Source organism: Brevibacillus ginsengisoli (assembly GCF_050113715.1).
GTDB classification, from domain to species: Bacteria; Bacillota; Bacilli; order Brevibacillales; family Brevibacillaceae; genus Brevibacillus_H; species Brevibacillus_H ginsengisoli.
In genome coordinates this window covers 64,187-86,834 of record NZ_JBNJQR010000006.1, presented here as the reverse complement: position 1 = coordinate 86,834, position 22,648 = coordinate 64,187, and the positions used below count along the sequence as shown (strand labels likewise).

24 protein-coding genes are annotated in these 22,648 nt (G+C 44.3%); all 24 read right to left on the bottom strand.

Features of this window, described 5'->3' with window-relative positions; translation table 11 throughout:
• Positions 1-4 precede the first annotated feature (4 nt).
• Positions 5-481: a chemotaxis protein CheW gene (locus ACQCN2_RS13740; protein WP_426929498.1), complete on the bottom strand. Its 477-nt coding sequence runs from the start codon at positions 479-481 to the stop codon at positions 5-7.
• A gap of 14 nt (positions 482-495) precedes the next feature.
• Positions 496-2,586: a chemotaxis protein CheW gene (locus ACQCN2_RS13735; RefSeq protein WP_426929497.1), complete on the bottom strand. Its 2,091-nt coding sequence runs from the start codon at positions 2,584-2,586 to the stop codon at positions 496-498.
• Between the two features lie 18 nt (positions 2,587-2,604).
• On the bottom strand, positions 2,605-3,693 hold the full coding sequence (locus ACQCN2_RS13730; protein WP_426929496.1) for a protein-glutamate methylesterase/protein-glutamine glutaminase: 1,089 nt from the start codon (positions 3,691-3,693) through the stop codon (positions 2,605-2,607).
• 30 nt (positions 3,694-3,723) lie between these two features.
• A complete protein-coding gene (locus ACQCN2_RS13725) occupies positions 3,724-4,590 on the bottom strand; it encodes a MinD/ParA family protein (RefSeq protein WP_426929698.1) in 867 nt (288 codons plus the stop codon).
• Positions 4,583-5,953, bottom strand: a complete 1,371-nt coding sequence (gene flhF, locus ACQCN2_RS13720; RefSeq protein WP_426929495.1) for a flagellar biosynthesis GTPase FlhF — start codon at positions 5,951-5,953, stop codon at positions 4,583-4,585. The genes ACQCN2_RS13725 and flhF overlap by 8 nt, the downstream gene beginning before the upstream one ends.
• Positions 5,953-7,986, bottom strand: a complete 2,034-nt coding sequence (gene flhA, locus ACQCN2_RS13715) for a flagellar biosynthesis protein FlhA (protein ID WP_426929494.1) — start codon at positions 7,984-7,986, stop codon at positions 5,953-5,955. The genes flhF and flhA overlap by 1 nt, the downstream gene beginning before the upstream one ends.
• 18 nt (positions 7,987-8,004) lie before the next feature.
• Positions 8,005-9,099: a flagellar biosynthesis protein FlhB gene (flhB, locus tag ACQCN2_RS13710; RefSeq protein ID WP_426929493.1), complete on the bottom strand. Its 1,095-nt coding sequence runs from the start codon at positions 9,097-9,099 to the stop codon at positions 8,005-8,007.
• Between the two features lie 4 nt (positions 9,100-9,103).
• On the bottom strand, positions 9,104-9,880 hold the full coding sequence (gene fliR / locus ACQCN2_RS13705) for a flagellar biosynthetic protein FliR (RefSeq protein WP_426929492.1): 777 nt from the start codon (positions 9,878-9,880) through the stop codon (positions 9,104-9,106).
• A 3-nt stretch (positions 9,881-9,883) separates the two neighbouring features.
• Positions 9,884-10,153: a flagellar biosynthesis protein FliQ gene (fliQ, locus tag ACQCN2_RS13700; RefSeq protein ID WP_426929491.1), complete on the bottom strand. Its 270-nt coding sequence runs from the start codon at positions 10,151-10,153 to the stop codon at positions 9,884-9,886.
• A gap of 57 nt (positions 10,154-10,210) precedes the next feature.
• Positions 10,211-10,999: a flagellar type III secretion system pore protein FliP gene (fliP, locus tag ACQCN2_RS13695; protein WP_426929490.1), complete on the bottom strand. Its 789-nt coding sequence runs from the start codon at positions 10,997-10,999 to the stop codon at positions 10,211-10,213.
• Positions 10,996-11,688 (bottom strand): flagellar biosynthetic protein FliO, encoded by a 693-nt coding sequence (locus tag ACQCN2_RS13690; RefSeq protein WP_426929489.1) that lies wholly within the window; start codon positions 11,686-11,688, stop codon positions 10,996-10,998. Before ACQCN2_RS13690 ends, fliP begins: the two co-directional genes overlap by 4 nt.
• Positions 11,689-11,692: 4 nt before the next feature.
• Positions 11,693-12,055 carry a response regulator gene (locus ACQCN2_RS13685; protein ID WP_426929488.1) on the bottom strand — a complete coding sequence of 121 codons (363 nt, stop codon included), beginning with the start codon at positions 12,053-12,055 and terminating at the stop codon, positions 11,693-11,695.
• A 30-nt stretch (positions 12,056-12,085) separates the two neighbouring features.
• Positions 12,086-13,456 carry a flagellar motor switch phosphatase FliY gene (gene fliY, locus ACQCN2_RS13680; RefSeq protein ID WP_426929487.1) on the bottom strand — a complete coding sequence of 457 codons (1,371 nt, stop codon included), beginning with the start codon at positions 13,454-13,456 and terminating at the stop codon, positions 12,086-12,088.
• On the bottom strand, positions 13,449-14,444 hold the full coding sequence (fliM, locus tag ACQCN2_RS13675) for a flagellar motor switch protein FliM (protein WP_426929486.1): 996 nt from the start codon (positions 14,442-14,444) through the stop codon (positions 13,449-13,451). Before fliM ends, fliY begins: the two co-directional genes overlap by 8 nt.
• A gap of 42 nt (positions 14,445-14,486) precedes the next feature.
• The gene (locus ACQCN2_RS13670; protein WP_426929485.1) at positions 14,487-14,936 is read right to left on the bottom strand and encodes a flagellar basal body-associated FliL family protein; all 450 of its coding nucleotides are present in this window, start codon (positions 14,934-14,936) and stop codon (positions 14,487-14,489) included.
• Positions 14,937-14,950: 14 nt separating this feature from the next.
• Positions 14,951-15,172, bottom strand: coding sequence for a flagellar FlbD family protein (locus tag ACQCN2_RS13665; RefSeq protein ID WP_426929484.1), 222 nt, complete (start codon positions 15,170-15,172; stop codon positions 14,951-14,953).
• A gap of 74 nt (positions 15,173-15,246) precedes the next feature.
• A complete protein-coding gene (locus tag ACQCN2_RS13660) occupies positions 15,247-16,068 on the bottom strand; it encodes a flagellar hook-basal body complex protein (RefSeq protein WP_426929483.1) in 822 nt (273 codons plus the stop codon).
• 79 nt (positions 16,069-16,147) lie between these two features.
• Positions 16,148-16,549: a TIGR02530 family flagellar biosynthesis protein gene (locus ACQCN2_RS13655; RefSeq protein WP_426929482.1), complete on the bottom strand. Its 402-nt coding sequence runs from the start codon at positions 16,547-16,549 to the stop codon at positions 16,148-16,150.
• A gap of 20 nt (positions 16,550-16,569) precedes the next feature.
• On the bottom strand, positions 16,570-18,081 hold the full coding sequence (locus tag ACQCN2_RS13650; protein WP_426929481.1) for a flagellar hook-length control protein FliK: 1,512 nt from the start codon (positions 18,079-18,081) through the stop codon (positions 16,570-16,572).
• Positions 18,082-18,145: 64 nt separating this feature from the next.
• Positions 18,146-19,036 (bottom strand): MotE family protein, encoded by an 891-nt coding sequence (locus ACQCN2_RS13645; protein WP_426929480.1) that lies wholly within the window; start codon positions 19,034-19,036, stop codon positions 18,146-18,148.
• A 13-nt stretch (positions 19,037-19,049) separates the two neighbouring features.
• The gene (gene fliJ / locus ACQCN2_RS13640) at positions 19,050-19,502 is read right to left on the bottom strand and encodes a flagellar export protein FliJ (RefSeq protein WP_426929479.1); all 453 of its coding nucleotides are present in this window, start codon (positions 19,500-19,502) and stop codon (positions 19,050-19,052) included.
• Positions 19,502-20,824: a flagellar protein export ATPase FliI gene (gene fliI, locus ACQCN2_RS13635; protein WP_426929478.1), complete on the bottom strand. Its 1,323-nt coding sequence runs from the start codon at positions 20,822-20,824 to the stop codon at positions 19,502-19,504. Before fliI ends, fliJ begins: the two co-directional genes overlap by 1 nt.
• The gene (gene fliH, locus ACQCN2_RS13630) at positions 20,811-21,647 is read right to left on the bottom strand and encodes a flagellar assembly protein FliH (protein ID WP_426929477.1); all 837 of its coding nucleotides are present in this window, start codon (positions 21,645-21,647) and stop codon (positions 20,811-20,813) included. Before fliH ends, fliI begins: the two co-directional genes overlap by 14 nt.
• Entirely contained in the window at positions 21,631-22,644 is a 1,014-nt protein-coding gene (gene fliG / locus ACQCN2_RS13625; protein ID WP_426929476.1) for a flagellar motor switch protein FliG, read from the bottom strand. The genes fliH and fliG overlap by 17 nt, the downstream gene beginning before the upstream one ends.
• Between the last annotated feature and the right edge of the window lie 4 nt (positions 22,645-22,648).

Here is a 22,648-nt window from a genome sequence, read left to right as displayed (position 1 = left end):
TCGCTTAACCCTCGATAGCGTCTAGCTGTTTAATTTCTTCCGTATTCAACACTTTATCCAAGTTGAGAAGAATGAGCAGGCGCTTTTCCAATTTAGCTACACCGCGAAGATAAGCAGCCTCTACACCACCCACAACTTCTGGTGCAGGTTCAATCGCGTTAACCGGGATGTCAATTACATCATTGGCTGCATCCACAATTAAACCAACTTCTAATTCTCCAACTGTTACGATAATCACGCGAGTTGTTTCGGAATAAGCGGCTTCATCCAGCGAAAAACGGCTACGCAAATCGATAATCGGAGTCACAACCCCACGAAGGTTGATTACGCCCTTCACAAACTTAGGAGTTCGAGGTACGCGTGTAATGTGCTCCAATTTCTCAATGGATTTCACTTGGCTTACTTCCACGCCGTACTCTTCATCTTTTAAACGAAATACGATAACTTTTATTTCCCCAACAATCTCTTTTTGATCCAACATGCCCGTTCCCTCCCTTATTTAATAAGCGCGTTGCAATCGATAATAAGTGCTACTTGACCATCGCCCAAGATAGTTGCGCCAGAAATAGCCAGTACATTCACCAGATATTTGCCAAGTGATTTTAATACGATTTCTTGTTGCCCAATGAAGGAATCCACGATTAAACCTGCCATTTTTTCGCCTTTGCGGACGATGACTACCGCTACTTCATCCCCTTTTTCCACACCGTTGTCTGGAATATTGAAGAAGTCTTTTAAAGAAACCAGTGGTACAACTCTTCCACGGAAGTCAATAACTTTTTGGCGGTGCGCCATCATGATCTCGTCTTGACGGAATACGGCCGTTTCAATAATGGAGCTGAGCGGAACCGCATATTTCTCATTCTCGATTTGAACCAGCATCGCTGAGATAATGGAAAGAGTCAACGGCAATTGAATCAAGAAAGTAGTGCCCTTGCCCGGGTTAGAGTCTACACTAACCGAACCACCTAGGGATTCGATTTTGGTTTTGACAACATCTAATCCTACTCCACGTCCGGAAATATCGGATACAACATCTGCTGTACTTAACCCGGATGCAAATAACAATTCGTATATTTGCTTGTCGCTTAAGTTATCCGCATTTAGTGGATTCACGATGCCTTTGTCGATCGCTTTTTTCAGTACCTTATCTTTATTAATCCCTTTACCGTCATCACGTACTTCGATGAAGACATGGTTCCCACTATGATACGCCTTGAGCTGGACGGTTCCCTCTTCAGACTTGCCAGCCATACGGCGCTCGCTTGGAGATTCAACACCATGGTCAATCGAGTTGCGCAATAAATGTACCAGCGGATCGCCAATCTCATCAATAACCGTGCGATCCAATTCTGTTTCAGCACCAAAAATTTCCAAATTTACCTTTTTACTTAACTCTTTGGCCAGGTCGCGAACCATACGCGGGAAACGGTTGAATACCTGTTCGACAGGTACCATGCGCATTGTGAGGATAATGTTTTGCAAGTCCCCACTAATTCGGCTCATATGCTCAACAGTTTCTTGCAATTCGCTCTTTCCTAGCTCACGAGCCAACTGTTCCAGACGACCGCGATCAATTACCAACTCGCTAAACAGATTCATTAAGATATCTAGTCGCTCAATGTCGACACGGATGGTTTTTCCGGTAGATACTTTCTTGTTCGCAGTAGCTTGCTGGGACGTATCGGCTTGTTTAGAGGCCGTTGCTGAAGGAGCTGCTGACGATGGTGCAGACGCTGCCGCAATCTCTTGATGCGCGGCCGATTGCTTGTCCAATTGAGTCACGTCAATTTGTTCAATGATCACTTCTTTAATTTCAGAGACATTCTCTATCGTTTTACGAACTTCATCAATCGATTTGGATGTTACAAAAACGATTTCGAATTCATGGTCAAAGCGTTCATTCTCAATATCTTCAACGGAAGGTTTGGATTTGATCACTTCGCCTAGAGATTCCAAATTATCGAATACCATGTAGGCGCGTGCTGCCTTCAACAAGCAATCATCGCGTAGAATCACCTTAATCCAAAACAGGTTGTTGCCAGCCTCTTTCGACTGTTTCATGACGGTAATGGAGTACTCATCGAGGCCATAATGCTCAACAGAGCTTTGATTCTGCTTCGGTTCCACCTGTATGGCTGCGGCTTCTGTTCCTTGACTGGACTCAGTTACTTGCTCCGGTGAATGTGCTGTTACAGCTTCCAAATCACCCGCAACAATCGCACGAAGCTTGTTCACTGGTCCGGAAACGTCTGCTGAACCGTTCCCACCATCGATGATGTTGTATACCATTCCTTCTATCAAATCCACTGATTGGAAAATCACATCCATGATGTCACTGTTGATTTTCAGCTTATGGTTACGGATTAAGTCCAAAACATTTTCTGATTCGTGGGTCAAGCTAGCCATATCTTCAAAGCCCATGGTTGCAGCCATACCTTTTAAAGTATGAGCAGATCGGAAAATTTCATTGACGATTTGTGTATTATCTGGATCACTTTCAAGTAACAACAGGTTTGCGTTAATCGCTTGCAAATGTTCTTTTGATTCTTCAATAAACATGTCTAAGTATTGATTCATATCCATAGTTGATCCACCTCCCAATCAGATAACAATGCGAACAAGTGTGTCCGCAATGTTTTCGAGCGGCACTACTTTATCAGCTAGTCCAGCTTGAATCGCTGCACGTGGCATCCCAAATACGACACAACTAGATTCGTCTTCAATCACGCTTAACGCTTGTCCCTTTTCCTTTATATAGGATAATCCTTTCGTTCCATCGCTTCCCATTCCCGTCATGATGACAGCCCATTTCTCGACTCCAGCAAGCTCACCAACGGATTCAAAGAGTGTATCCACAGATGGTCTGTGCCCGTTACGAGGCTCAGTCTGAGTCAAGCGGATTTGCAACCGATTATCGGTGGAAGGAACGATTTCCATATGATAGCCGCCTGGTGCTATGTAGGCTGTACCATTTTCTAGAACTTGCCCGTTTTCAGCTTCCACCACATGAATTTGGCAGAGTGTATCTAATCGTTGGGCAAGAGATTTTGTAAATCCAGGCGGCATATGTTGGACAATTGCGATAGGTGCGCAAAAATTCGCAGGGAGCCCGGTTAATACCGTTTGCAATGCCTTTGGTCCACCTGTTGAAGTTCCAATCGCCACTAATTTATGAGCATGAATCCCTCTGGTTGCAAAAGGCTTAGGTAGAATCTTGTTCTTCGTAACGGCGATTGCTGGTGGTTGTGGTGGCACCGAATAGGACGGGCGAAGTTGAATATTTCTTCTTTTAGCTGTTGCTGCAGCTTTTACACGTTCCAAAATTCGATCAGCCACTTTATGAATATCAAGTGAGATGGGTCCGGAAGGCTTGGCAACAAAATCAAAAGCCCCCAGCTCTAACGCACGAATGGTAGCATCCGCTCCTTCTTTCGTTAGGCTGCTAAGCATAACAACCGGAAGTGGATGGTTCTTCATCAGTTGCTCCAGTGCCTCCAACCCGTCCATCACAGGCATTTCAATATCAAGTGTAATGACATCTGGTTTAAGTTCTTTGACTTTTTTAATGCATTCGAGTCCGTTTTTCGCGCGGTCGATCACTTCTATGTCAGGATCAGCCGATAAAATGTCATCTATTACCTTGCGCATGAATGCGGAATCATCAACAATTAGAACTCGAATTTTCCCCATTTTAGCCGCTTCCTTTCTTTGTTGCTCTGTTTATTTAATCATGCTTTTCAATCGAGAAAGGAACCCCTTCAATCCAGTCGTACCATCATCTTTTGTCTGCAAAGAAACTCCTAAATACTTGTCCACTAGATCTCGAATTCCTTTTGACGCTTGTGATTTCGGATATTCCAGTAAAAAAGGGGACTGTTTCTTCACAGCTTTCATAACATTCTCATCATCTGGCACAAACCCAAGCGTCTCTAGTTCTATACCCAAAAATCGCTTGGCTACCATCGTCAGTTTATCCGCCGTCGCTTTTCCTTCTTTATAAGAACTAGCGCGATTGATAATCATCCGTATTTTGGCATCAGGACTACGGGAATGAATCATCTTAATCACGGCGTAAGCATCTGTTATAGCAGTGGGTTCCGGCGTTGTGACGAGCAAAATCTCATCTGCCGAAAGCATAAAGCGCATGGATTCATTCGAAATCCCTGCTCCGGTATCAAAAAATATGGTATCAGCGTATCCTTGGAGTTCAGATAATTGATCAAATAGTCGATTCAGCTTCTGATCATCAAGCTGAAGAACCTGAGTAAAGCCTGATCCACCAGCGATAAACTCCAATCCGTTGGGACCTTTTTCGATAATATCCCATATCGATTTTTTTTGCTCGATGAGTTGAAAAATGTGGTTTCGGGATGTTATTCCCATAAGCACATCCAGATTGGCCAAGCCTAGGTCAACGTCAAATATCAATACCTTTTGCCCTCGCTCAATCAGTCCAAGCCCAAAATTGAGCGTAAAGTTTGACTTTCCTACTCCACCTTTACCACTGGTAACCGTGATGATTCTAGTAGGTTTGGATCCCAAATTACGTTGCAATCGTTCTCGAAGTCGTTCAGCCTGATCACGCACCATAGGATTCTTCTCCTAGCACCATTTTGGCTACCATTTCTGGAGTGGCTATTACAATATCATCCGGCACGTTTTGACCGGTTGTAATGTAGGATAATGAAAAATGAAACTGCGAAATGATATTGAGTATAGAACCGTAAGATTTCGTTTCATCTGCTTTGGTAAAGATTACTTTGGCTGAAGGCACATCCGAAAAGTTCGAGACGATTGACTTCATGTCCGCATATTTGGAGCTTAAACTAAGTACCAGATAATTCTCGCTCATCTCCCCGTACCGTAGGAGTTCTTTCATCCCATTCACGTATTCGTCATTTCGATAGTTACGGCCAGCTGTATCAATCAAGATCAAATCGCAGTCACTTAAACGGTCCATCGCTTGAGAAATTTCTTTTGGCGAAAAAACAACTTCAAGCGGAACATTCAGGATATTGGCGTACGTTCTTAATTGATCGACTGCGGCGATTCGGTATGTATCCGAGGTGATAAATCCTACCTTGCGTTTTTCCTTCAACATACACTCTGCTGCCAATTTGGCAATCGTTGTGGTTTTACCGACACCCGTTGGCCCGAAGAAATAGACATGCTTTACGTTTTTCGAGATTTTGGCTGAACAGCTTGTTTCAGTTGACAAGGTTTCGATGATCACTTCCCTAGTCGCCTGCCTTACTTCTTCCTCGGTGTAGGTATGAGGTTGATCCCAACGTTTTATCAAGCTGGAAATGATCGAGCTAACAATCTCTGGTTCAATTTCCTGGGAGATTAAATGCGAGCGAATTTTGGTGAAAGAATCCGGCAAGTATTGATCTGAATCGGACTTAATCAGCAGTTTCTCAAACATTTGGCGCATATCTCGAAGCTCATCCGCAATTTGAATCGTCTTTTCGAAGGTTTGTTTTGCTGCTGGCTGGTTGGCTTGAATCTTCACAGAAGAATCATTCAAAGCAGGAAGATTTGTCGTATCGTTCTGCTTTGATAGTTGTTCAGCTGATAGCCCACTCTGTTTAGTAGTTCCATTGCTTTCGATTGGTTTTGGTTCCAGTTTCTCATACTTTTCTACCGGCTCTACGGTTGATTTTGAAGGAGCTTCCGGTGCTTGACGCTGATAAGCTTGCTTCGCTGATTGCGCGCTTACCATTGGTTTTGGACGCTCCGTTGTAGACGTCGCTGCTTTCTTTTCTCGCTCAGCCTGTCCTTTTTCTTCTGTAGCCGCAATGACCTCGATTTGTTGTTTGCCAAAAAAACCGAGGAATCCGCCTGTTTTAATTGATTTGGTATTGAGAATGATGGCGTCTTTTCCAAGATCAACCCGAATTTTTTCAAGGGCGTCTGGCATAGAGTCAACCACATATCGCTTTACTCTCATTACACGTTCACCATCCCAACACTTTGTACTTCCACATTAGGCTCTAACTCGTTGTATGAAATGACAGGAATTTCAGGCATCATTCGTTCAATTAATTGGCGTAGGTACATCCGAATCGCCGGAGAAGAAAGGACAATCGGTTGTTGACCGGCATTCACCATCCGGCTGACTTGATCAGATAAATTCTCATAGACCAACTGTGAAGTCTCTGGGTCCATAGCCAGGTAGTTCCCATGCTCGGACTGTTCAATTCGTTCCGAAATAGCCTTCTCAAGCCCAGGACCTGCTGTGATGACACGTAGTGGTTGTCCTGGGTCCGTTAATTGCAACGTGATTTGACGTGATAGCGCTTGTCTCACATATTCAGTCAATACATCGGGATCCTTTGTAAATATCGCATGATCAGCCAGTGCCTCTAGAATAATGGTTAGATTGCGAATCGAAATTTTTTCTTTGAGCAGGTTCTGCAAGACCTTCTGCAGATCTCCTATTCCAATCATCCCTGGTACTAATTCATCCACCAGTACAGGGACAGATTCTCTTACATTGTCGATCAATGCGCGAGTTTCCTGACGACCCAAGAGTTCGTGAGCGTGACGCTTGATGATCTCTGTTAGATGTGTTGCGACAACAGATGGCGGATCAACAACTGTATACCCGGAAAGTTCAGCAATCTCTTTATTCTCTTCTGTTACCCATAATGCCGGCAATCCAAACGCAGGTTCAACTGTTGGTATACCAACCACAGATTCATCATCAAAACCGGGACTCATGGCCAAGTAGTGATCCAAGAGGATTTCACCCTTTGCCACTTGATTTCCCTTGATCTTGATGACGTATTCATTAGGTCTAAGCTGGATGTTATCTCGTATCCGAATCACTGGAACGACAATCCCCAATTCAATCGCGCATTGACGACGAATCATAATGACGCGATCCAGCAAGTCTCCTCCTTGCTTAGCATCTGCTAACGGGATCAGTCCATATCCAAACTCAAACTCAATCGGATCAACGTGCAACAGGCTGACAACGCTCTCTGGACTGCGGACCTCTTCAATCTGCTGCTCTTCTTCTTGCTGAATGGATTCAACCATCTCCGTCTGTCGTTTGCGTGTCATCTGGTACGCGGCATATGCGAGAATCGCCGCAACCGGAAACGTAGCAACTATCCCAATTGGCGTGAATAATCCTAAGAAACCAATCAATCCAGCGACGATATAGAGAATGCGCGGGTTACTAAAGATTTGATTGACAATATCTTGACCTAATCCACCCTCAGAAGCCGCTCTCGTCACGATTATACCCGTTGCCGTTGAGATCAAAAGGGCTGGTATCTGGCTTACGAGCGCGTCACCAATGGAAAGCATGGTGAAATGTGATGCCGCATCCGTAAAGGCCATCTTCATCATAGCGATCCCGATGATAAATCCACCAATGATATTGATAATGAAAATGATAATCCCGGCAATGGCATCCCCTTTGACAAATTTGCTCGCCCCGTCCATCGCCCCGTAGAAATCTGCTTCTCGCTCGATTTTTTGACGACGGTTTCTTGCTTCAACCTCTGTAATCATTCCCGCGTTCAAGTCGGCATCGATACTCATTTGTTTTCCTGGCATCGCATCCAGTGTAAAACGGGCCGCAACCTCAGCTACCCGTTCAGAACCTTTGGTGATTACGATAAACTGAATAATGATCAAAATCAGGAAGACAACAAATCCGACGACTGGATTTCCGCCAACTACGAAACTCCCAAAGGTTTCGATTACCTTGCCGCCCTCTCCATGCGAGAGGATATTTCGTGTAGTCGAAACGTTTAGGGCCAGTCGAAACAAGGTCGTAATCAAGAGCAACGTCGGGAAAATGGAAAATTGCAATGCCTCCTGGGTGTTCATGGAGACGAGCAAAATGGTGAGAGCCAAACCGATGTTAATGATCAGCAAGAAATCCAATAGTCCTGGTGGTAACGGAATGACCATCATTGTGACAATACTGATTACAAAAATGATGACACCAATTTCTTTTGTTCTCATATCGTCTCCTCCCTTCCCTTAACGCGCTTTTCCTTGCAGTTTATAGACGTAAGCCAAAACTTCGGCCACTGCTTTAAATAATTCTTCCGGGATCTGTTCCCCAATCTCTACCTGACTGAAAAGCGCTCGCGCCAGTGGTTTATTTTCCATGATGACAATCCGATTTTTTTTTGCGATCTCTCTAATTTTTAAAGCGAGAAAATCTTGTCCTTTGGCAATTACCGTAGGAGCTGTCATTGTACCCGCCTCATACTTGATCGCGACAGCGAAGTGAGTCGGGTTGGTGATGACGACATCGGCTTTGGGCAATTCCTGCATCATCCGACGCATAGCCATTTGCCGTTGCTTCTCTTTGATCTTCCCTTTGATCAGCGGATCACCCTCGGCTTTTTTGTACTCGTCTTTAATGTCTTGTTTCGACATGCGAAGACTTTTCTCATACTCAAAGCGCTGATACGCATAATCTAGAGCAGCCAGGACAAAAAATGTGAGTCCAATAAAGATTCCAAGTTTGGCAACTTTGGTTGCGGTATAGAGCAGGACAGCCTGGATGGATTCGAGAGAAAGGCGCATCAGTTCATCCTTGGAATCCGACAGAATCATGTAAGCTACATAAAGACCGGCTGAAATTTTCAATACGGACTTCGTCAGATCTACCAAAGCGCGCATCGAAAAAATACGCTTGGCACCCTCAAGCGGGTTTAATTTCTCCAGCTTCATCTTAAGAGGTTCCGTAGTAAACAAGACACCCACCTGCATATAGTTGGCAGCTAACGCGATCAAAAAAGCGACTCCAAGCACCGGTCCAACAATTTTAACTGCTTCGAATACTAGCTGAATTGTTATAAATCGAAGGTTCTCTTGATTTACCTCCATCAACGTATAGCGTGACAGCGATTCTCGCATGATTCCAATGAAATTGTCAAACATCGATGAACCAGTTATCAGAAGCACTAGAAAAATTGAAGTGAGAGCCAAAGCCGGAGCGATGTCCTGACTTTTGGCCACTTGACCTTTCTTACGCGCGTCATCCTTTTTCCTTGGTGTGGCTTTTTCTGTTTTCTCCCCATTAAAATACTGAAGGTCAACCGAAAAAAGTAAGCGTTGTTGCATCCTCTCAGCCTCCCAGAAGCACGATTATTTTCGACATGGCCGAAAACATATTCTGAAACAAGCCGTTTAAAACCATGAACAACGCTGGTAAAACTACAATTAACATTAAGAAAGTAGCAAATACTTTAATCGGCATACCGACCACAAAGATATTAAATTGTGGGACTGTTTTGGCGATAATACCAAGAGACAGGTCAACGAGAAAAAGGGCGACCACAACAGGTGCTGCGATTAGAAACGCGCTAGTGAACATCTCCGAAAATACTTTGACGATATACATGAAAAGATTCTCGCTTCCAAATGGTGCCCACATTCGATCGATTGGGATCGCTTTGTAGCTCGCAATCACACCACGTATGAGCATATGGTGACCGTCAATGCTCAGGAAGTAAAAGGTAGCCAAGATATTGTTAAAGTTACCAGTCAGCGGTACATAGGCTCCTGTTCGAGGGTCGATTACGTTCGCCATAGCAAAGCCAGCCTGCATATCAATCAAGCCCCCGGCAATCTGAACGGCGTAAAAAAGCATTTGTGTAATCAAACCGAGCAAAAGACCAATCAGTACTTCCTTAACAGCGTACAGGATGAAACTCAAGTCCATTGGAATTTTATCCTGAAACGGCACATAAAAAGAGCTGACTAAAGCAACGACAAAAGCAAGTCCAATTTTGAAGTGATTGGGTACACCTCGCATGGAAAAAATGGGTGCTGAAACAAAAAAAGAAGTTAATCGGACAAAAACCAGTAAAAAGTATGGTAGATATGTAATGAGCGCTTCCATGAATTAACCTACGAACCGCTGAAGATTACCAAATATGTTCATCGTAAACTCCACAATGGTTTGAAGCATCCATGGTCCCACGATCAGAAGCGTTAACATAATTGCCACGATCTTCGGAATAAAGGCAAGCGTCTGCTCTTGAATTTGTGTAGTTGCCTGAAAGACACTAACCAGCAAACCAACAATCAGGCCAACTCCTAAAACTGGGGCTGTTACGATGAGGATCGTATAGACGGACCCTTGGGCAATCTGCAGTATCAATTCTTGTGACATTCCCGCAAGCCTCCTCTCGATTCAGCTTCTTCTTTTTGTACAACCCCATTTTTCCCGCTAATGAAAACTTTCTAGTAAAGAACGAACAATCAAATACCATCCATCTACCATAATAAACAAAAGAATTTTAAATGGCAGTGAAATCATAACAGGTGGGAGCATCATCATCCCCATACCCATTAAGATACTGGACACGATCATATCAATGACCAAAAACGGGATAAAGATCATAAACCCAATTTGAAATGCTGTCTTCAATTCACTAATCGCATAAGCAGGAATAAGTGCAACCAACGGAATATCTTGAATTGACTTTGGACGCGGCGCTTTCATGTATTCCATAAACAGCGCTAAATCCTTTTCCCTCGTCTGTTTCGCCATGAACTCCTTGAATGGAATAACAGCCTGATCCAATGCCTGTTGTTGTGTGATCTTCCCTTGCATATACGGTTGAATCGCTTTATCGTTAACAGTTCCAAGTGTAGGTGCCATGATGAAAAAGGTCATAAACAACGCAAGAGCGATTAAAACCTGGTTGGGTGGCATTTGTTGGGTAGCCAGCGCATTTCGGACAAACGATAAAACAACGACAATCCGTGTAAAACAAGTCATCAATAACAGGATTGCTGGCGCTATTGATAAAACAGTTAGCATCAGAAGAATTTTAACCGTAGATGCTGTTTCTGCTGGTGTCGCAGAAGCTGCGTTTCCTCCTCCAATGTTGATATCGATTCTTGGAAGTAAATCATTTGCGCCAGCCGGTGCTTGCGGTGCCGCAAAGGCAACTGTCGCTGGAAGCAACAGGAGAACCGCTAGAATGAAGATAAGACCTAGTTTATTCTTCATAAGCGTTCCCCCGGATCTTTTCTCTCTTCTTCTATCACATTGGTTGATCGCATATTCGCTCGCTTCACTTCATCCCACTTTTGACCAAGCAACTGTTCGAAAGTTCCACTTACTTTCTCTTGTTGGAAATTCAATTCCTGGTCTTGTGGATCTTGCTTCTTACGTAAAGATAGTAGTGATTGAAGAAGACCGATATTTGGTGGATTCATTTCCACCTCTGATAGAATCAGATCGGCCTCCTCACCATTTGGAATGTAACGAATTAGATTCACATCATTTCCAACACCTAAAAGATAGAGAGAGTCAGCAATCATAACAATTTGCAAATTCTTCCCATTTCCCAAAGGAACCGTTGAAATGACTTTGACCGCGCCATTCTGATTGAAGCCTTTCAAATTTTTACTACCTAAAAACCGTAAAAGCAGATAAATCAAGACTACGATGAGCCCAAGCGAAAAAATCACTTGAAAGAGAAAAGTCCAGCCACTCGGTTTAGACCCCAATGCATTCCCGGAATTATCATTTCCTGGCTGTGTACTGGGTGTTGTGGTGGATATTCCTCCGTTTTTCATGGCTTCGGAAACCGACCGATTCGGATCTGCATAACAATAGGATGGAGTCAAGTTTATGAACAACAGCACGGCACATAGTATAACGAGTGTTAACGGCCCTGCTTGGAAGCGTTTCATACTCTTATCCCAACGTTTTCTTGATCGCTTCAATTACACGATCTGCTTGAAATGGTTTAACGATAAAGTCTTTTGCACCTGCTTGAATCGCATCAATTACCATTGCTTGCTGCCCCATTGCTGAACACATGATGATACGAGCATTTGGATCAAGTTGTTTAATTTCTTTTAAGGCAGTAATCCCATCCATTTCTGGCATGGTAATATCCATCGTTACGAGGTCTGGACCCAACTCTTTATATTTTTCTACCGCTTGTGCTCCGTCGCTTGCTTCACCGACAACTGTAAAGCCGTTTTTGGATAGAATTTCTTTGATCATCATTCTCATAAATGCCGCATCATCAACGATTAATACTTTGTTAGACATGAATATATCCTCCCTTACCAATTGGAAAAATTACTGTAGCTTTTGTACACGATCCCATTGACTAATGATATCGGTAACACGAACACCGAAGTTCTCGTCAATTACGACAACTTCACCCTTGGCGATTAGTTTGTTGTTTACTAGAATATCAACCGGTTCACCAGCCAGTTTATCCAACTGAATAATGGAACCAGGCGATAATTCCAGGATATCTTTGATTAGCTTCTTCGTACGCCCCAGTTCAACAGTTACCTGGAGAGGAATATCTAACAGTAACCCTAGATTTTGTTCATCTGTGTATGGGCCCGGAGCCTGTCCAAATTGAGAAAACTGAGCAGGTTTTACATTAGCCTGATTGTTTCCGCCGCTGTATCCCCCATAATGCTGAGGTGCTGGGGATGGTTGTTGATATTGTGGTGGATATGGGTATGGCGGATACGGATATGGTGGATACCCTTGCATCGGAGGTTGCATCCCAGGCTGTCCAGGATATCCATGTGCCGCATACGGATCACCACTTCCCATCGGTGCACCAGGTGTAGCCATTGGTTGCTGCATTGGTGGTTGTTGACCATATCCTTGCTGGTCTTGTACCGGCATAGAGGCGGCCATCGGTGCCACGATCGGTTCTTGTGTTGACACTGCAGTAGGAATAGCCTCTGGAGTTTTCACCGCTTCACTTGCAGGTGCACTCTCCTGCACATCTCCGGCTCCCATCAACATATCAATCATTTGCTTAGCAAACGGAACAGGCAGCAGCTGCATAATGGAAGAATCAATCAATTCCCCATGTTCTCCCACACGTAAACGGAAGGATACTTTAATCAGGGTATCATCCTCTGGCAAATTCTCTTCGCCAATTCCTTTTGAAAGATCCATTACATCAATCCCTGGTGGAGTGATGTTCACAAACTTATTGAAAATGGTAGACATCGAGGTTGCGGCAGAACCCATCATCTGGTTCATTGCTTCTTGAACAGCACTCAGGTGCAATTCAGACAAATCTGTGGTATCTGGTCTACCTTCTCCCCCCATCATCAAGTCGGCAATTACAGCAGCATCTTCTACTCGAATGACCAGCATGTTTATGCCTTTAAAACCGTCCGTATATTCTACATGGACAGCGACATGAGGACGAGGAAACTCACTTTCCAAGACGCTTCTGCGAATGGTGGAAACCGTTGGCGTTGTAATATCTACCTTTTGGTTTAAGAGTGTCGATAAAGCTGTTGCTGCGCTTCCGAAAGTGATATTGCCAATCTCACCCAAAGCATCTTGCTCAAAAGCCGTTAAAAAATTGTATACATCGCCTTCATCGGATGGTTCCTCTTCGTCACTAGAAAGGTTGTTCGCTCGAAGCAACGCATCAATCTCATCCTGAGACAGCATGTCTCTACTCATAATTCTCCTCCCCTTCCTCTACGACTTCATCCACCTGTACGGCAACGCGCCCTTTGCTAGTTCCAGGCTGACCCAGGAACTTGAGGCGTTCTCCTACTTTGATTTGCAACTTTTGCTCGATCGATTGATCCAACTGAATCACATCCCCGCTAGCTAAGCTGAGAAAATCTCTTACAGTGATCGTAGCCGTACCCAGTTCTGCTTTGATTGGTAGTTTAGCGGTTTTGACACGTTCCTCCAACTGTAACTTCTCTGATTCATCACGTGTTTTCCGCTGTGAGGAAAACCAGTACTGTCCTGATAGTTTAGGCATAATCGGTTCGAGTACAACATGCGGCAGACACAGGTTGATCATGCCGGTGGTATCACCGATCTTTGTACTTAATGAAATTACAGCCACAATCTCGTTCGGAGATACGATCTGCATAAACTGCGGGTTCATCTCTAGAACTTCAAGATAAGGGTCCATTTCAATAATTTGCTTCCATGCTTCATGAAAACTGTCTAATGCCTTACTGAATACTCGTTCCATGACGGTTGTCTCTATCTCCGTCAAAGCACCCAATTTCGCCGGAATCGCTCCTTGACCTCCAAGCAGACGATCCAACATTGCATAGGCGATATTCGGATTCACTTCCATTACCATTCGACCTTCCAACGGTGGCGCTTCAAAAATGTTTAGAATCGTCATTTTTGGAATGGAACGAATAAATTCATCATATGGTAGCTGGTCGACAGAGGCGACGGTAATCTGCACGAAAGTCCGAAGCTGAGCAGAAAAATAGGTTGTGAGTAGTCTGGCGTAGTTTTCATGGATTCGAGTAAGTCCGCGTATTTGATCTTTGGAGAAGCGAAGGGCCCGTTTAAAATCATAAACCTTAATCTTTCGCTCCGTTTCTTCTTTCTTCAGCTCATTAGCATCCATCTCTCCAGATGAGAGAGCCGCTAACAGAGCATCAATCTCGCTCTGTGAAAGAACTTCGGCCAATTTGGTCACCTCCCCCTACGTATGTATTTACCCACATAGAACCTACTGCAAGACTCTCTTAGTGGTAATCACTTGAACAATTTTCCCCTCTTGCAAAACAGAGCTGATTTGGTTCATCACTTTTGCTTCCAATTTATTAAGTCCTTCTGTACCCTTGATATCGTCTGGCGTTAAACCAGCTAATGTCTTAATAATAATTTGATTCACTTGGGGGGTACGCTTGGTCAGCTCTTCTTTTGCCGCTTTGCTATCAGCCGTGATACTGAATCGTACGATGATATAATTATTGGTTAACAGGTTCGTGGTAATATCCCCTGTATCCATCGTAAATGAAACCATGTCATCTGCTGATAAAGCAGGTTGTTCCTTCGCTACATGCTCTCCACTCGTAGGACTCAAGTAGGTCTGATAGAGAACAAAGGAAGCAACACCAAGTAGAGTAATTGCAATAATTGTGATTAATGCCATATTAAACAGCTTATTCTGAAACATGGGACAGCCTCCCGCTATTCATTGATTTCGTCCAATGGACGTGGAACCACGGTAGCCAAAGGGACCTTTTGATAAAAAGTAGAGATATTTGCGGCCACTTCTTTCGCTTCTTCTTTCACGAGAAATTTCTTGCCATTGGTAAGCGTTATAATCGTGTCAGGCGTAGCTTCTACCGTTTCGATGTGTGTGATGTTTACATAGAATTGAGCTCCGTTGAAACGGGTTAATAAGATCATGAAGATCTCCTTTCAGTTGTGTTTGGGGGAGAGAGACTTACACTCTCTCCCTTACACTCAACTAGGTTACATGACTATCGCTTCAGGTTAATCAATTCTTCCAAAATCGTGTCTGATGTCGTGATAATGCGGGAGTTTGCTTGGAATCCACGTTGAGCTACGATCATTTCCGTAAACTCTTCTTGCAAATCAACATTGGACATTTCCAGTGTACCTGCAACAATTGCTGAGTTGCACTCTCCAGGAGTCTTTACTTCTACTTCAAGACTCTGCCCAGGTTGAACGTTTTCGGTCATTTCATAGAGAGAGTTTCCGATTTTTTTAAGACCGCCTGGGTTACTGACCATCGTCAGTCCAACATATCCTGAGCCAATATCTACCTTTTGTCCAGTGCTATCGTAGGCGATGATTCCACCGTCTTTCCCAAAGGAGAAGGATGCTACGTCATTACGAGGAATTTGGATAGGTTGGCTACCACTATCTAATACCTTCATCCCTTGAGCATTCACCAGGAAGCCCTCACCGTCACGTGTAAAGTTACCCGCGCGAGTCAAGTATTTAGTAGTTCCACCATCTGGACTTACAACGAAGAATCCATCCCCTTCAATGGAAAGGTCCGTACCAAGATTGGTTGTCATTGGGGATCCTGGCGTGTGAACAGTATCAATCGCCGCGGTTTGCGAACCCAACCCAACTTGACGTGGATTAATTCCACCCAAGCCATCGCCTGATGGTGCGGTTGCCCCTGCGATGTTTTGGCTTAAAACATCTTGAAATACTACACGGCTCTTTTTAAAACCCGTTGTGTTGACGTTGGCGATGTTGTTGCCGATTACGTCAAGTTTAGTTTGAAAACCACGCATACCTGATACACCAGAGTATAATGATCGAAGCATTCTTGAACCTCCTCTATGTTTCAAACTGTTACCTCAGTCATTCGGTAACCACAGGGCTTCCTCTAGGAGGGCCGGCCCTTTAAACTAAAACTGCACTATCAATGTTAGTAAAAACGCTTTCCTTCATATTGGCGTCATCTACTGCGGTGATTACTTTGCGGTTTGCAATGTTAATCACGTACGCGACGTTATCCATGACAACCAGAGATTCTTTAGAACCTTTAGCAGCGGCTTTCTGCACAGCACCTTCAAGACGACTTAACTCCTGCTCATTCAGCTGTATACCACGATCGTGTAGCCGATTTAACGCATGTTGACTGAATGAAAGCTTCTTGGGTTCCTGCGGGACTTGTAAGCTCTCTTTTAACCAACGATCAAAAGGTTTGCCTGATTTAGGCAGTTCTGCAGTTGCTGGTTTATTCGCTATACCACCTGGTTTTGAAGGAAAATACGTTTGCCCAACACGAAACTGTGTGTTCATGGGATTCACTCTCCTTCTACCTATGCGGAATAGTTTACTGACCCTGCCATCCTTGCCCGATTCCAAAGGGCGGCTGTTGAAGTATCTCCATCCACAAGTTGCTCAATAGAGAAACTGTCTTGATTGGATTGAGATTGTTGCTCTTGCTGTTGTCTATTGGAGGATTGTTGTTGCTTGCCTTGTTCCTTCTGCTGCTGGAAGCTAAATTGACTTTGTGATTGTTGCTGGGTCACTTCCAAGCGATCAACTTGCAATCCTTGTTGAACCAAAGCGGTTCGCAGCTGCGACAATTGGCTATCCAATACCTCTTTACCTGCTCTGTTGTCTACAGAGAACTGAGCGGTAATCAAGCCGTTATGAGAGGTGATTTTGACATCAACTTGTCCTAAGGATTGTGGATGCAAAATGATTTTCGCTTCCGTTACTCCTTTGAGAGAGCCAACTTTGAGCTGTTTAACAAATACATCACTCACCTGATTCGCAAATTGATCTGCTTTAAGAGTATAGCTGTTAACAGGTTGTTCTGTAGTTGCGCCTTTTACGGTGAAGGCTTGGGTTGTCTGCGGTTGAGAAATATTCATGGTGATGGTTTCCTCACCGGTTTGCGGCTCTGCACTTCCCTCAAGCTGTGAGATGCCCGGATTGCTTTGATTAGTTAAATTTCCTTGTGCCCGGCTCGTCTGTCCTGTCTCCACTTGGTAGGAAGAAAGCGCATTGTTTACTTTCAAAAGATTAAGAGGTGTCTGAACCGTCTGATCCACTTGTGTCATCTTGCGTTCAACCAAAGGTTGTTTGGAACCAGATTGCTTAAGCAATGTTTCAAACGGATTCATCGCTTTTTTCGCGTTCAGATCCTTCCCATCTGCTGTCTTGACACCCAATTCACTCATCAACTGGCTGATTTGTTCAGATGCCACACGTACTTCTGGCTGTTTGGCTTGTTCTCCCGCTTTCGCAAATTGGACAAGTGTTTGAACGAATGCTGTCGCCTCTTCTTGAGACATTCCTTTCTCCATGAAAGCAGCAACAACAGGTTGAATCGTTTCACTGGCAAGAGCAACACTAGGTGTCTTCTCAGGCATCAATTGAGAAAGAAACTGCTGGAGTTGCGGAAGTTTCTCTACTGGTAACGCTTCTTGAATGTTGTTGCCCATCAAGGATGATGTGTCTGCTTGTGATGGGACTTGCATCTGGGTATTCACCATAGCTGACAGCACAGGATTTACTTCGGTTTGATCAACAGAAGCAGCTGGTTGGATTGCAGAGTCCGCAACAGGTTCCGGTTGTTGACTCATCAGTGGATTGTTTGCAAACATTTGTTGTAACATTGCAAGCAGGTCTGCAAGATTGGAAAAGTCCCCTTCTCCTTTTAACTCAGGCAGTTGATCGGTCAAAGGTGTTTGGCTGAGTGCGTTCTCCATTTGTAAGGCAAACATTTCGCCCATTCCACCTTGATTGGCTGCCGTAGCTTGTCCTCCACTTAAACCAGTCATATCCCCAATTCCAGTTGTTATCGCATTAGTTACATTCATCTTGTCACCTCCTTTATCATATTTAGTTGCCTCTATAGATAACGACAGTAAGGCTTTACCCCACTTATCGCAGCAACTCGTTGGTTATTCGAGCAGCTAAATTACCATCCTTTTTCGCAACGGATGCGAGTACTTGAGCGCGCTTATCATTGCTCATACCAGCTAAAATGGAGATCGCCCGCTTAGAATTAGTGTTCATTAACGTAGCAATAATCGATGCTGAATCATCCGGGTTCATTTGCGAGAACGTATTAATCAACGAATCAAGGCTTGTCCCATCTTGACGTGTTTCACTAAGAGCCTTGGTGAGAACCTGAATCCGCTGTTGAAGAGCCGCAATATCATCATCTTTGCTTACCGTTGTATCCTTGGTCAGGATCGAGATGTCCGCCGCTTTTTTAGGATCCATCTTGGCTAGAATATCTGCCCGTTCTTCCGGTTTCATCTTAGACATCACCGTAACAGCTTCTTCTTTGGTCAAGTTCGCGATGATAGCCGCGGCGTTACGCGAAGACATAGTCGTATAGATTTTGGCAAGATCCTGATACTGTTTTTGACGTTCCTCTCCATCCGCACGCTTCTGTTCCACCATTTTCTGAACATCCGCCATTTGCTTTTGAAGGGCTTGAATCGTCTCGTCTTTCTTGGCGATCTCTTCTTGAAGCGCCACAGAACTCTGCTTGTTCTTTGTCAATTCAGTCTGTAGATTGTTCAGCTGATTTTGTGCTGCTTGTTTAGGGTTATCATTGGTGGTTTCATTCTGCCCAGGGACAATCTTCTCGATATAAGGAATCGAATTTCCAAAGTGAATGAGTTTACCAATTACATTAACCCCTAGCAAACTCAAAAGCACACCGCCTAATAACGTAGCAAATAAAGCAGGGATCACAATCATGTAAAAAAACCATTCCCATTTACTGTAAACCTTTTCCTCTTGGTCTTGAATCTCTTCCATGACGAACCTCCTCTCAGCTATGAGTGGCTCGGCGTAAATAGCGATTGATCCCTATTTCGTCTAGCTCTTTTTGCTCTCGTTGTTTATTGAGTTCGAGAAAAACATCTTGAGACTTCTCTTTCAAGCGATTCCATAGCTTTGATTCTTGCATATGAAAGGTTAGCTTTGTTTGACACTTCTCAATTTCTTGTTCACACCCGGATACGGTCCGTTTTTGTGACTCAATCGCTCGATCCATCGATTGCTGGTAGCGTACCATTTTCATTAAGTCCGATACGCTGCATGACTTTTGCTGTAGATTAACAATCGAATCTGTAACGCCACTACGAAGCTCTTTTAGGTGATAAAGCTTGCTTTCTTCTTCGTTTTTTCGTTGCACAGATTTCCCAAAAGCCCATTCAGCTTGTTCCTTTTCCTTTTCTTTTAAGTCAAGGACTTTTTGGAGATGAAACTGATAGGTTTTCATTAGTTCACGCCTCCAAAGTGTGCGATCAAAGCGTTAATGCTAATGTTGAGATCCGCTGGCTCATCTGTCGATTGTGCCGTGAAATCCCGAATAATATCTCGGTAACGGATCGATGTATCGATTTCGCGATTGGTCCCCATTTTATAGGCTCCTATATTAATGAGGTCTTCCGCTTCTTTGAATGTTGCCATGTAACGTTTAAGCTGTCTCGCCGCTTGCAAGTGCTGATCAGAGCTGATTTCATTCATGACACGGCTCACGCTTTGCAAGATGTCAATTGCCGGGAAATGCCCCTTCTGCGCAATTTTGCGGTCCAAGACAATATGTCCATCAAGAATTCCACGTACCGTATCAGCAATCGGATCGTTCATATCATCTGAATCTACGAGTACGGTATAGAACGCGGTAATGCTTCCTTTTTTGGCCGTTCCTGCCCGCTCGAGAAGCTTAGGTAGTAAAGCAAAAACGGACGGGGTGTAACCTCTTGTCGCTGGCGGTTCACCAATGGCGAGACCGACTTCCCGTTGTGCCATGGCAAAACGAGTAACCGAGTCCATCATTAGCATCACATTCAGACCGCGATCTCTGAAGTATTCCGCTATGGAGGTGGCAATTAAGGCCCCTTTAATCCGGATCAGAGCAGGTTGATCGGACGTAGCAACAACGACAACCGATCTCTTCAATCCTTCTTCCCCCAAATCGCGTTCAATAAACTCCTTGACTTCGCGACCACGTTCTCCTATTAACCCGATCACATTGATATCAGCGTTGGTATTACGAGCAATCATCCCGAGCAAGGTACTTTTCCCTACCCCAGACCCTGCGAAAATCCCGACACGCTGTCCCTTTCCTACCGATAGCAAACCATCGATCGCACGAATCCCAACTCCAATGGGTTCTGTAATACGAGGCCGCGCTAACGGATTGGGCGGAAGATTATTGGTCGGGTAATTGGTTAAGCCAAACGGCAGTGGATTCCCATTGAGCGGTCTTCCCAAACCGTCAAGAACCGTACCGAGAATTTCGGGACCTACCTTTACCGTAAGTGGCTTGCCGGTAGCTACTACATCACAACCCGGGCCAATTGCTGAGAGTTCTCCCAAAGGCATCATCAGCACTTTGTTGTCACGAAACCCTACTACCTCTGCCATGATTGGTTCTTCACCGTGTTGGGAGTAGATGTGACAAATCTCCCCCAACTTGGCTTCTGGTCCTTGTGATTCAATTGTTAATCCGACTACCTGGGTAACTTTGCCGTTAATTCTGACAGAATCCATTTGTCCCAAAACGGAACGATATTTGGTCAGGTCAAGCGAAGTCATTATTCGATTCACTTCCTCGCGCAATATCCAACAGGACCTGTCTAATTTCTTCTAACTGCGTATCAATTCTCGCATCTACACTACCGAAAGGCGTCCGAATGACACAACCTTCATCTTGCACCGTGTAATCCGGATATATGGCTAACTCAGCTTGCCCATCCAGAAGCGTTAAAAATTGTGTACGATGCTCTTCTATAAATTGATAGTATCGATGATTCACTGAAATGGTAATTTGTCCATGAACACGTGAACGCCGAACAACTTTTTTTACCATCTCAACAATTTTCTCTGGATCAGTCGATAGCTCTTCACCGATAATCTTTCGTGCGATTTCCATACTAAGTTCCACTAGAAAAGGTTCCGCCTGATTAATAATCGTCTCTTTGGTCCGATATCCTTCTGTAAGAATATCGCGCGCCAACTGAATCGTTTCTTCTTCTTCTTTTCTAGCTGCTATCTTGCCCTCCTCAATCCCTTGAAAAAAGCCTTCTTCCTTCGCTTCTTCTCTTGCTTGTTGGGCAGCGAGTTGAGCTTCTTGTTCGTGCTCCTGGCGCCATTGTTCCATCTCTACCCTTACTTGTTCACGAAGCTCGTCAGATTGTCTTGAAGCTTCCGCAAGAATCTTTTGAGCCATTTCCTCAGCATCCGAAATGATGGTTCGAGCTTCTTCTTCCGCATTTTGGATAATCGGAAAACTTTCTTGCAACCTTTGAGCAACTTCATCCGTCAGTATGGGTGGAGGAGGCGCTTTTACTTGAAGGATCAATTTTTCGTCCGCAGCCACATAGTTAGAAGCTTTATAGATCCTAGACAATGATATCATCCCCTCCGCCTCGAGCGATGATAATTTCACCCGCCTCTTCTAGACGACGAATCGTCGCAACAATACGGGATTGGGCTTCTTCAACATCACGCAAACGCACAGGACCCATAAATTCCATTTCTTCGCGGAATGTTTCGGCCATACGCTTGGACATGTTGCGGAAGATAACCTCGCGTACTTCTTCGCTTGCAACCTTGAGTGCAAGTTGGAGATCGGCGTTCTCCACATCGCGAATAACGCGTTGAATCGAACGATTGTCCAGTGTAGCAATATCCTCGAAGACGAACATCCGTTTTTTGATTTCTTCAGCAAGCTCTGGATCTTGAATTTCCAAGGAATCCAAAATAGTTCGTTCTGTACTTCTGTCTACACCATTCAATACGTTGACAATGGCTTCAATTCCACCTGCTTGAGTGTAATCTTGTGTAACCGTAGCAGACAGTTTCTGTTCTAATACCTGTTCAACCTGAGCAATAACCTCTGGGGAAGTACTATCCATCAAGGCAATACGCTTCGCTACATCCGCTTGTCTCTCTTGTGGTAACGCTGACAAGATCATCGCAGACTGTGTCGGTTCCAGATAGGCTAGTACCAAGGCAATGGTTTGAGAGTGTTCATTTTGAATAAAGTTCAAAATTTGGCTAGGATCCGCTTTACGCGCAAAGTCAAATGGTCTAACTTGAAGATTCGCGGTCAGTCGATTAATAATATCGATTGCCTTCGATTGTCCAAGCGCTTTTTCCAAGATATCCTTCGCATACGTAATCCCACCTTGGGCAATCACTTCTTTTGCCACGGCAATCTGATGGAACTCCGCTAAAACTCTTTCTTTTTCGTCAGTCTCTACTTTTCTTACATTGGCAATTTCCAATGTTAATTGTTCGATTTCATCTTCACGCAAGTGCTTAAATACTTGAGCAGATACTTCCGGCCCAAGCGAGATAAGCAGAATTGCAGCTTTTTGCCGACCCGTTAATTCTTTGGCCCCGCGAGCCATCGGT

Coding starts and splice junctions, on each gene's coding strand:
- ACQCN2_RS13740 (WP_426929498.1), bottom strand. CDS start 481: ATGTTGGATCAAAAAGAGATTGTTGGGGAAATAAAAGTTATCGTATTT.
- ACQCN2_RS13735 (WP_426929497.1), bottom strand. CDS start 2,586: ATGGATATGAATCAATACTTAGACATGTTTATTGAAGAATCAAAAGAA.
- ACQCN2_RS13730 (WP_426929496.1), bottom strand. CDS start 3,693: ATGGGGAAAATTCGAGTTCTAATTGTTGATGATTCCGCATTCATGCGC.
- flhF (WP_426929495.1), bottom strand. CDS start 5,953: ATGAGAGTAAAGCGATATGTGGTTGACTCTATGCCAGACGCCCTTGAA.
- flhA (WP_426929494.1), bottom strand. CDS start 7,986: ATGAGAACAAAAGAAATTGGTGTCATCATTTTTGTAATCAGTATTGTC.
- flhB (WP_426929493.1), bottom strand. CDS start 9,099: ATGCAACAACGCTTACTTTTTTCGGTTGACCTTCAGTATTTTAATGGG.
- fliR (WP_426929492.1), bottom strand. CDS start 9,880: ATGGAAGCGCTCATTACATATCTACCATACTTTTTACTGGTTTTTGTC.
- fliQ (WP_426929491.1), bottom strand. CDS start 10,153: ATGTCACAAGAATTGATACTGCAGATTGCCCAAGGGTCCGTCTATACG.
- fliP (WP_426929490.1), bottom strand. CDS start 10,999: ATGAAGAATAAACTAGGTCTTATCTTCATTCTAGCGGTTCTCCTGTTG.
- ACQCN2_RS13690 (WP_426929489.1), bottom strand. CDS start 11,688: ATGAAACGCTTCCAAGCAGGGCCGTTAACACTCGTTATACTATGTGCC.
- ACQCN2_RS13685 (WP_426929488.1), bottom strand. CDS start 12,055: ATGTCTAACAAAGTATTAATCGTTGATGATGCGGCATTTATGAGAATG.
- fliY (WP_426929487.1), bottom strand. CDS start 13,456: ATGAGTAGAGACATGCTGTCTCAGGATGAGATTGATGCGTTGCTTCGA.
- ACQCN2_RS13670 (WP_426929485.1), bottom strand. CDS start 14,936: ATGTTTCAGAATAAGCTGTTTAATATGGCATTAATCACAATTATTGCA.
- ACQCN2_RS13665 (WP_426929484.1), bottom strand. CDS start 15,172: ATGATCTTATTAACCCGTTTCAACGGAGCTCAATTCTATGTAAACATC.
- ACQCN2_RS13660 (WP_426929483.1), bottom strand. CDS start 16,068: ATGCTTCGATCATTATACTCTGGTGTATCAGGTATGCGTGGTTTTCAA.
- ACQCN2_RS13655 (WP_426929482.1), bottom strand. CDS start 16,549: ATGAACACACAGTTTCGTGTTGGGCAAACGTATTTTCCTTCAAAACCA.
- ACQCN2_RS13650 (WP_426929481.1), bottom strand. CDS start 18,081: ATGAATGTAACTAATGCGATAACAACTGGAATTGGGGATATGACTGGT.
- ACQCN2_RS13645 (WP_426929480.1), bottom strand. CDS start 19,036: ATGGAAGAGATTCAAGACCAAGAGGAAAAGGTTTACAGTAAATGGGAA.
- fliJ (WP_426929479.1), bottom strand. CDS start 19,502: ATGAAAACCTATCAGTTTCATCTCCAAAAAGTCCTTGACTTAAAAGAA.
- fliI (WP_426929478.1), bottom strand. CDS start 20,824: ATGACTTCGCTTGACCTGACCAAATATCGTTCCGTTTTGGGACAAATG.
- fliH (WP_426929477.1), bottom strand. CDS start 21,647: ATGATATCATTGTCTAGGATCTATAAAGCTTCTAACTATGTGGCTGCG.
- fliG (WP_426929476.1), bottom strand. CDS start 22,644: ATGGCTCGCGGGGCCAAAGAATTAACGGGTCGGCAAAAAGCTGCAATT.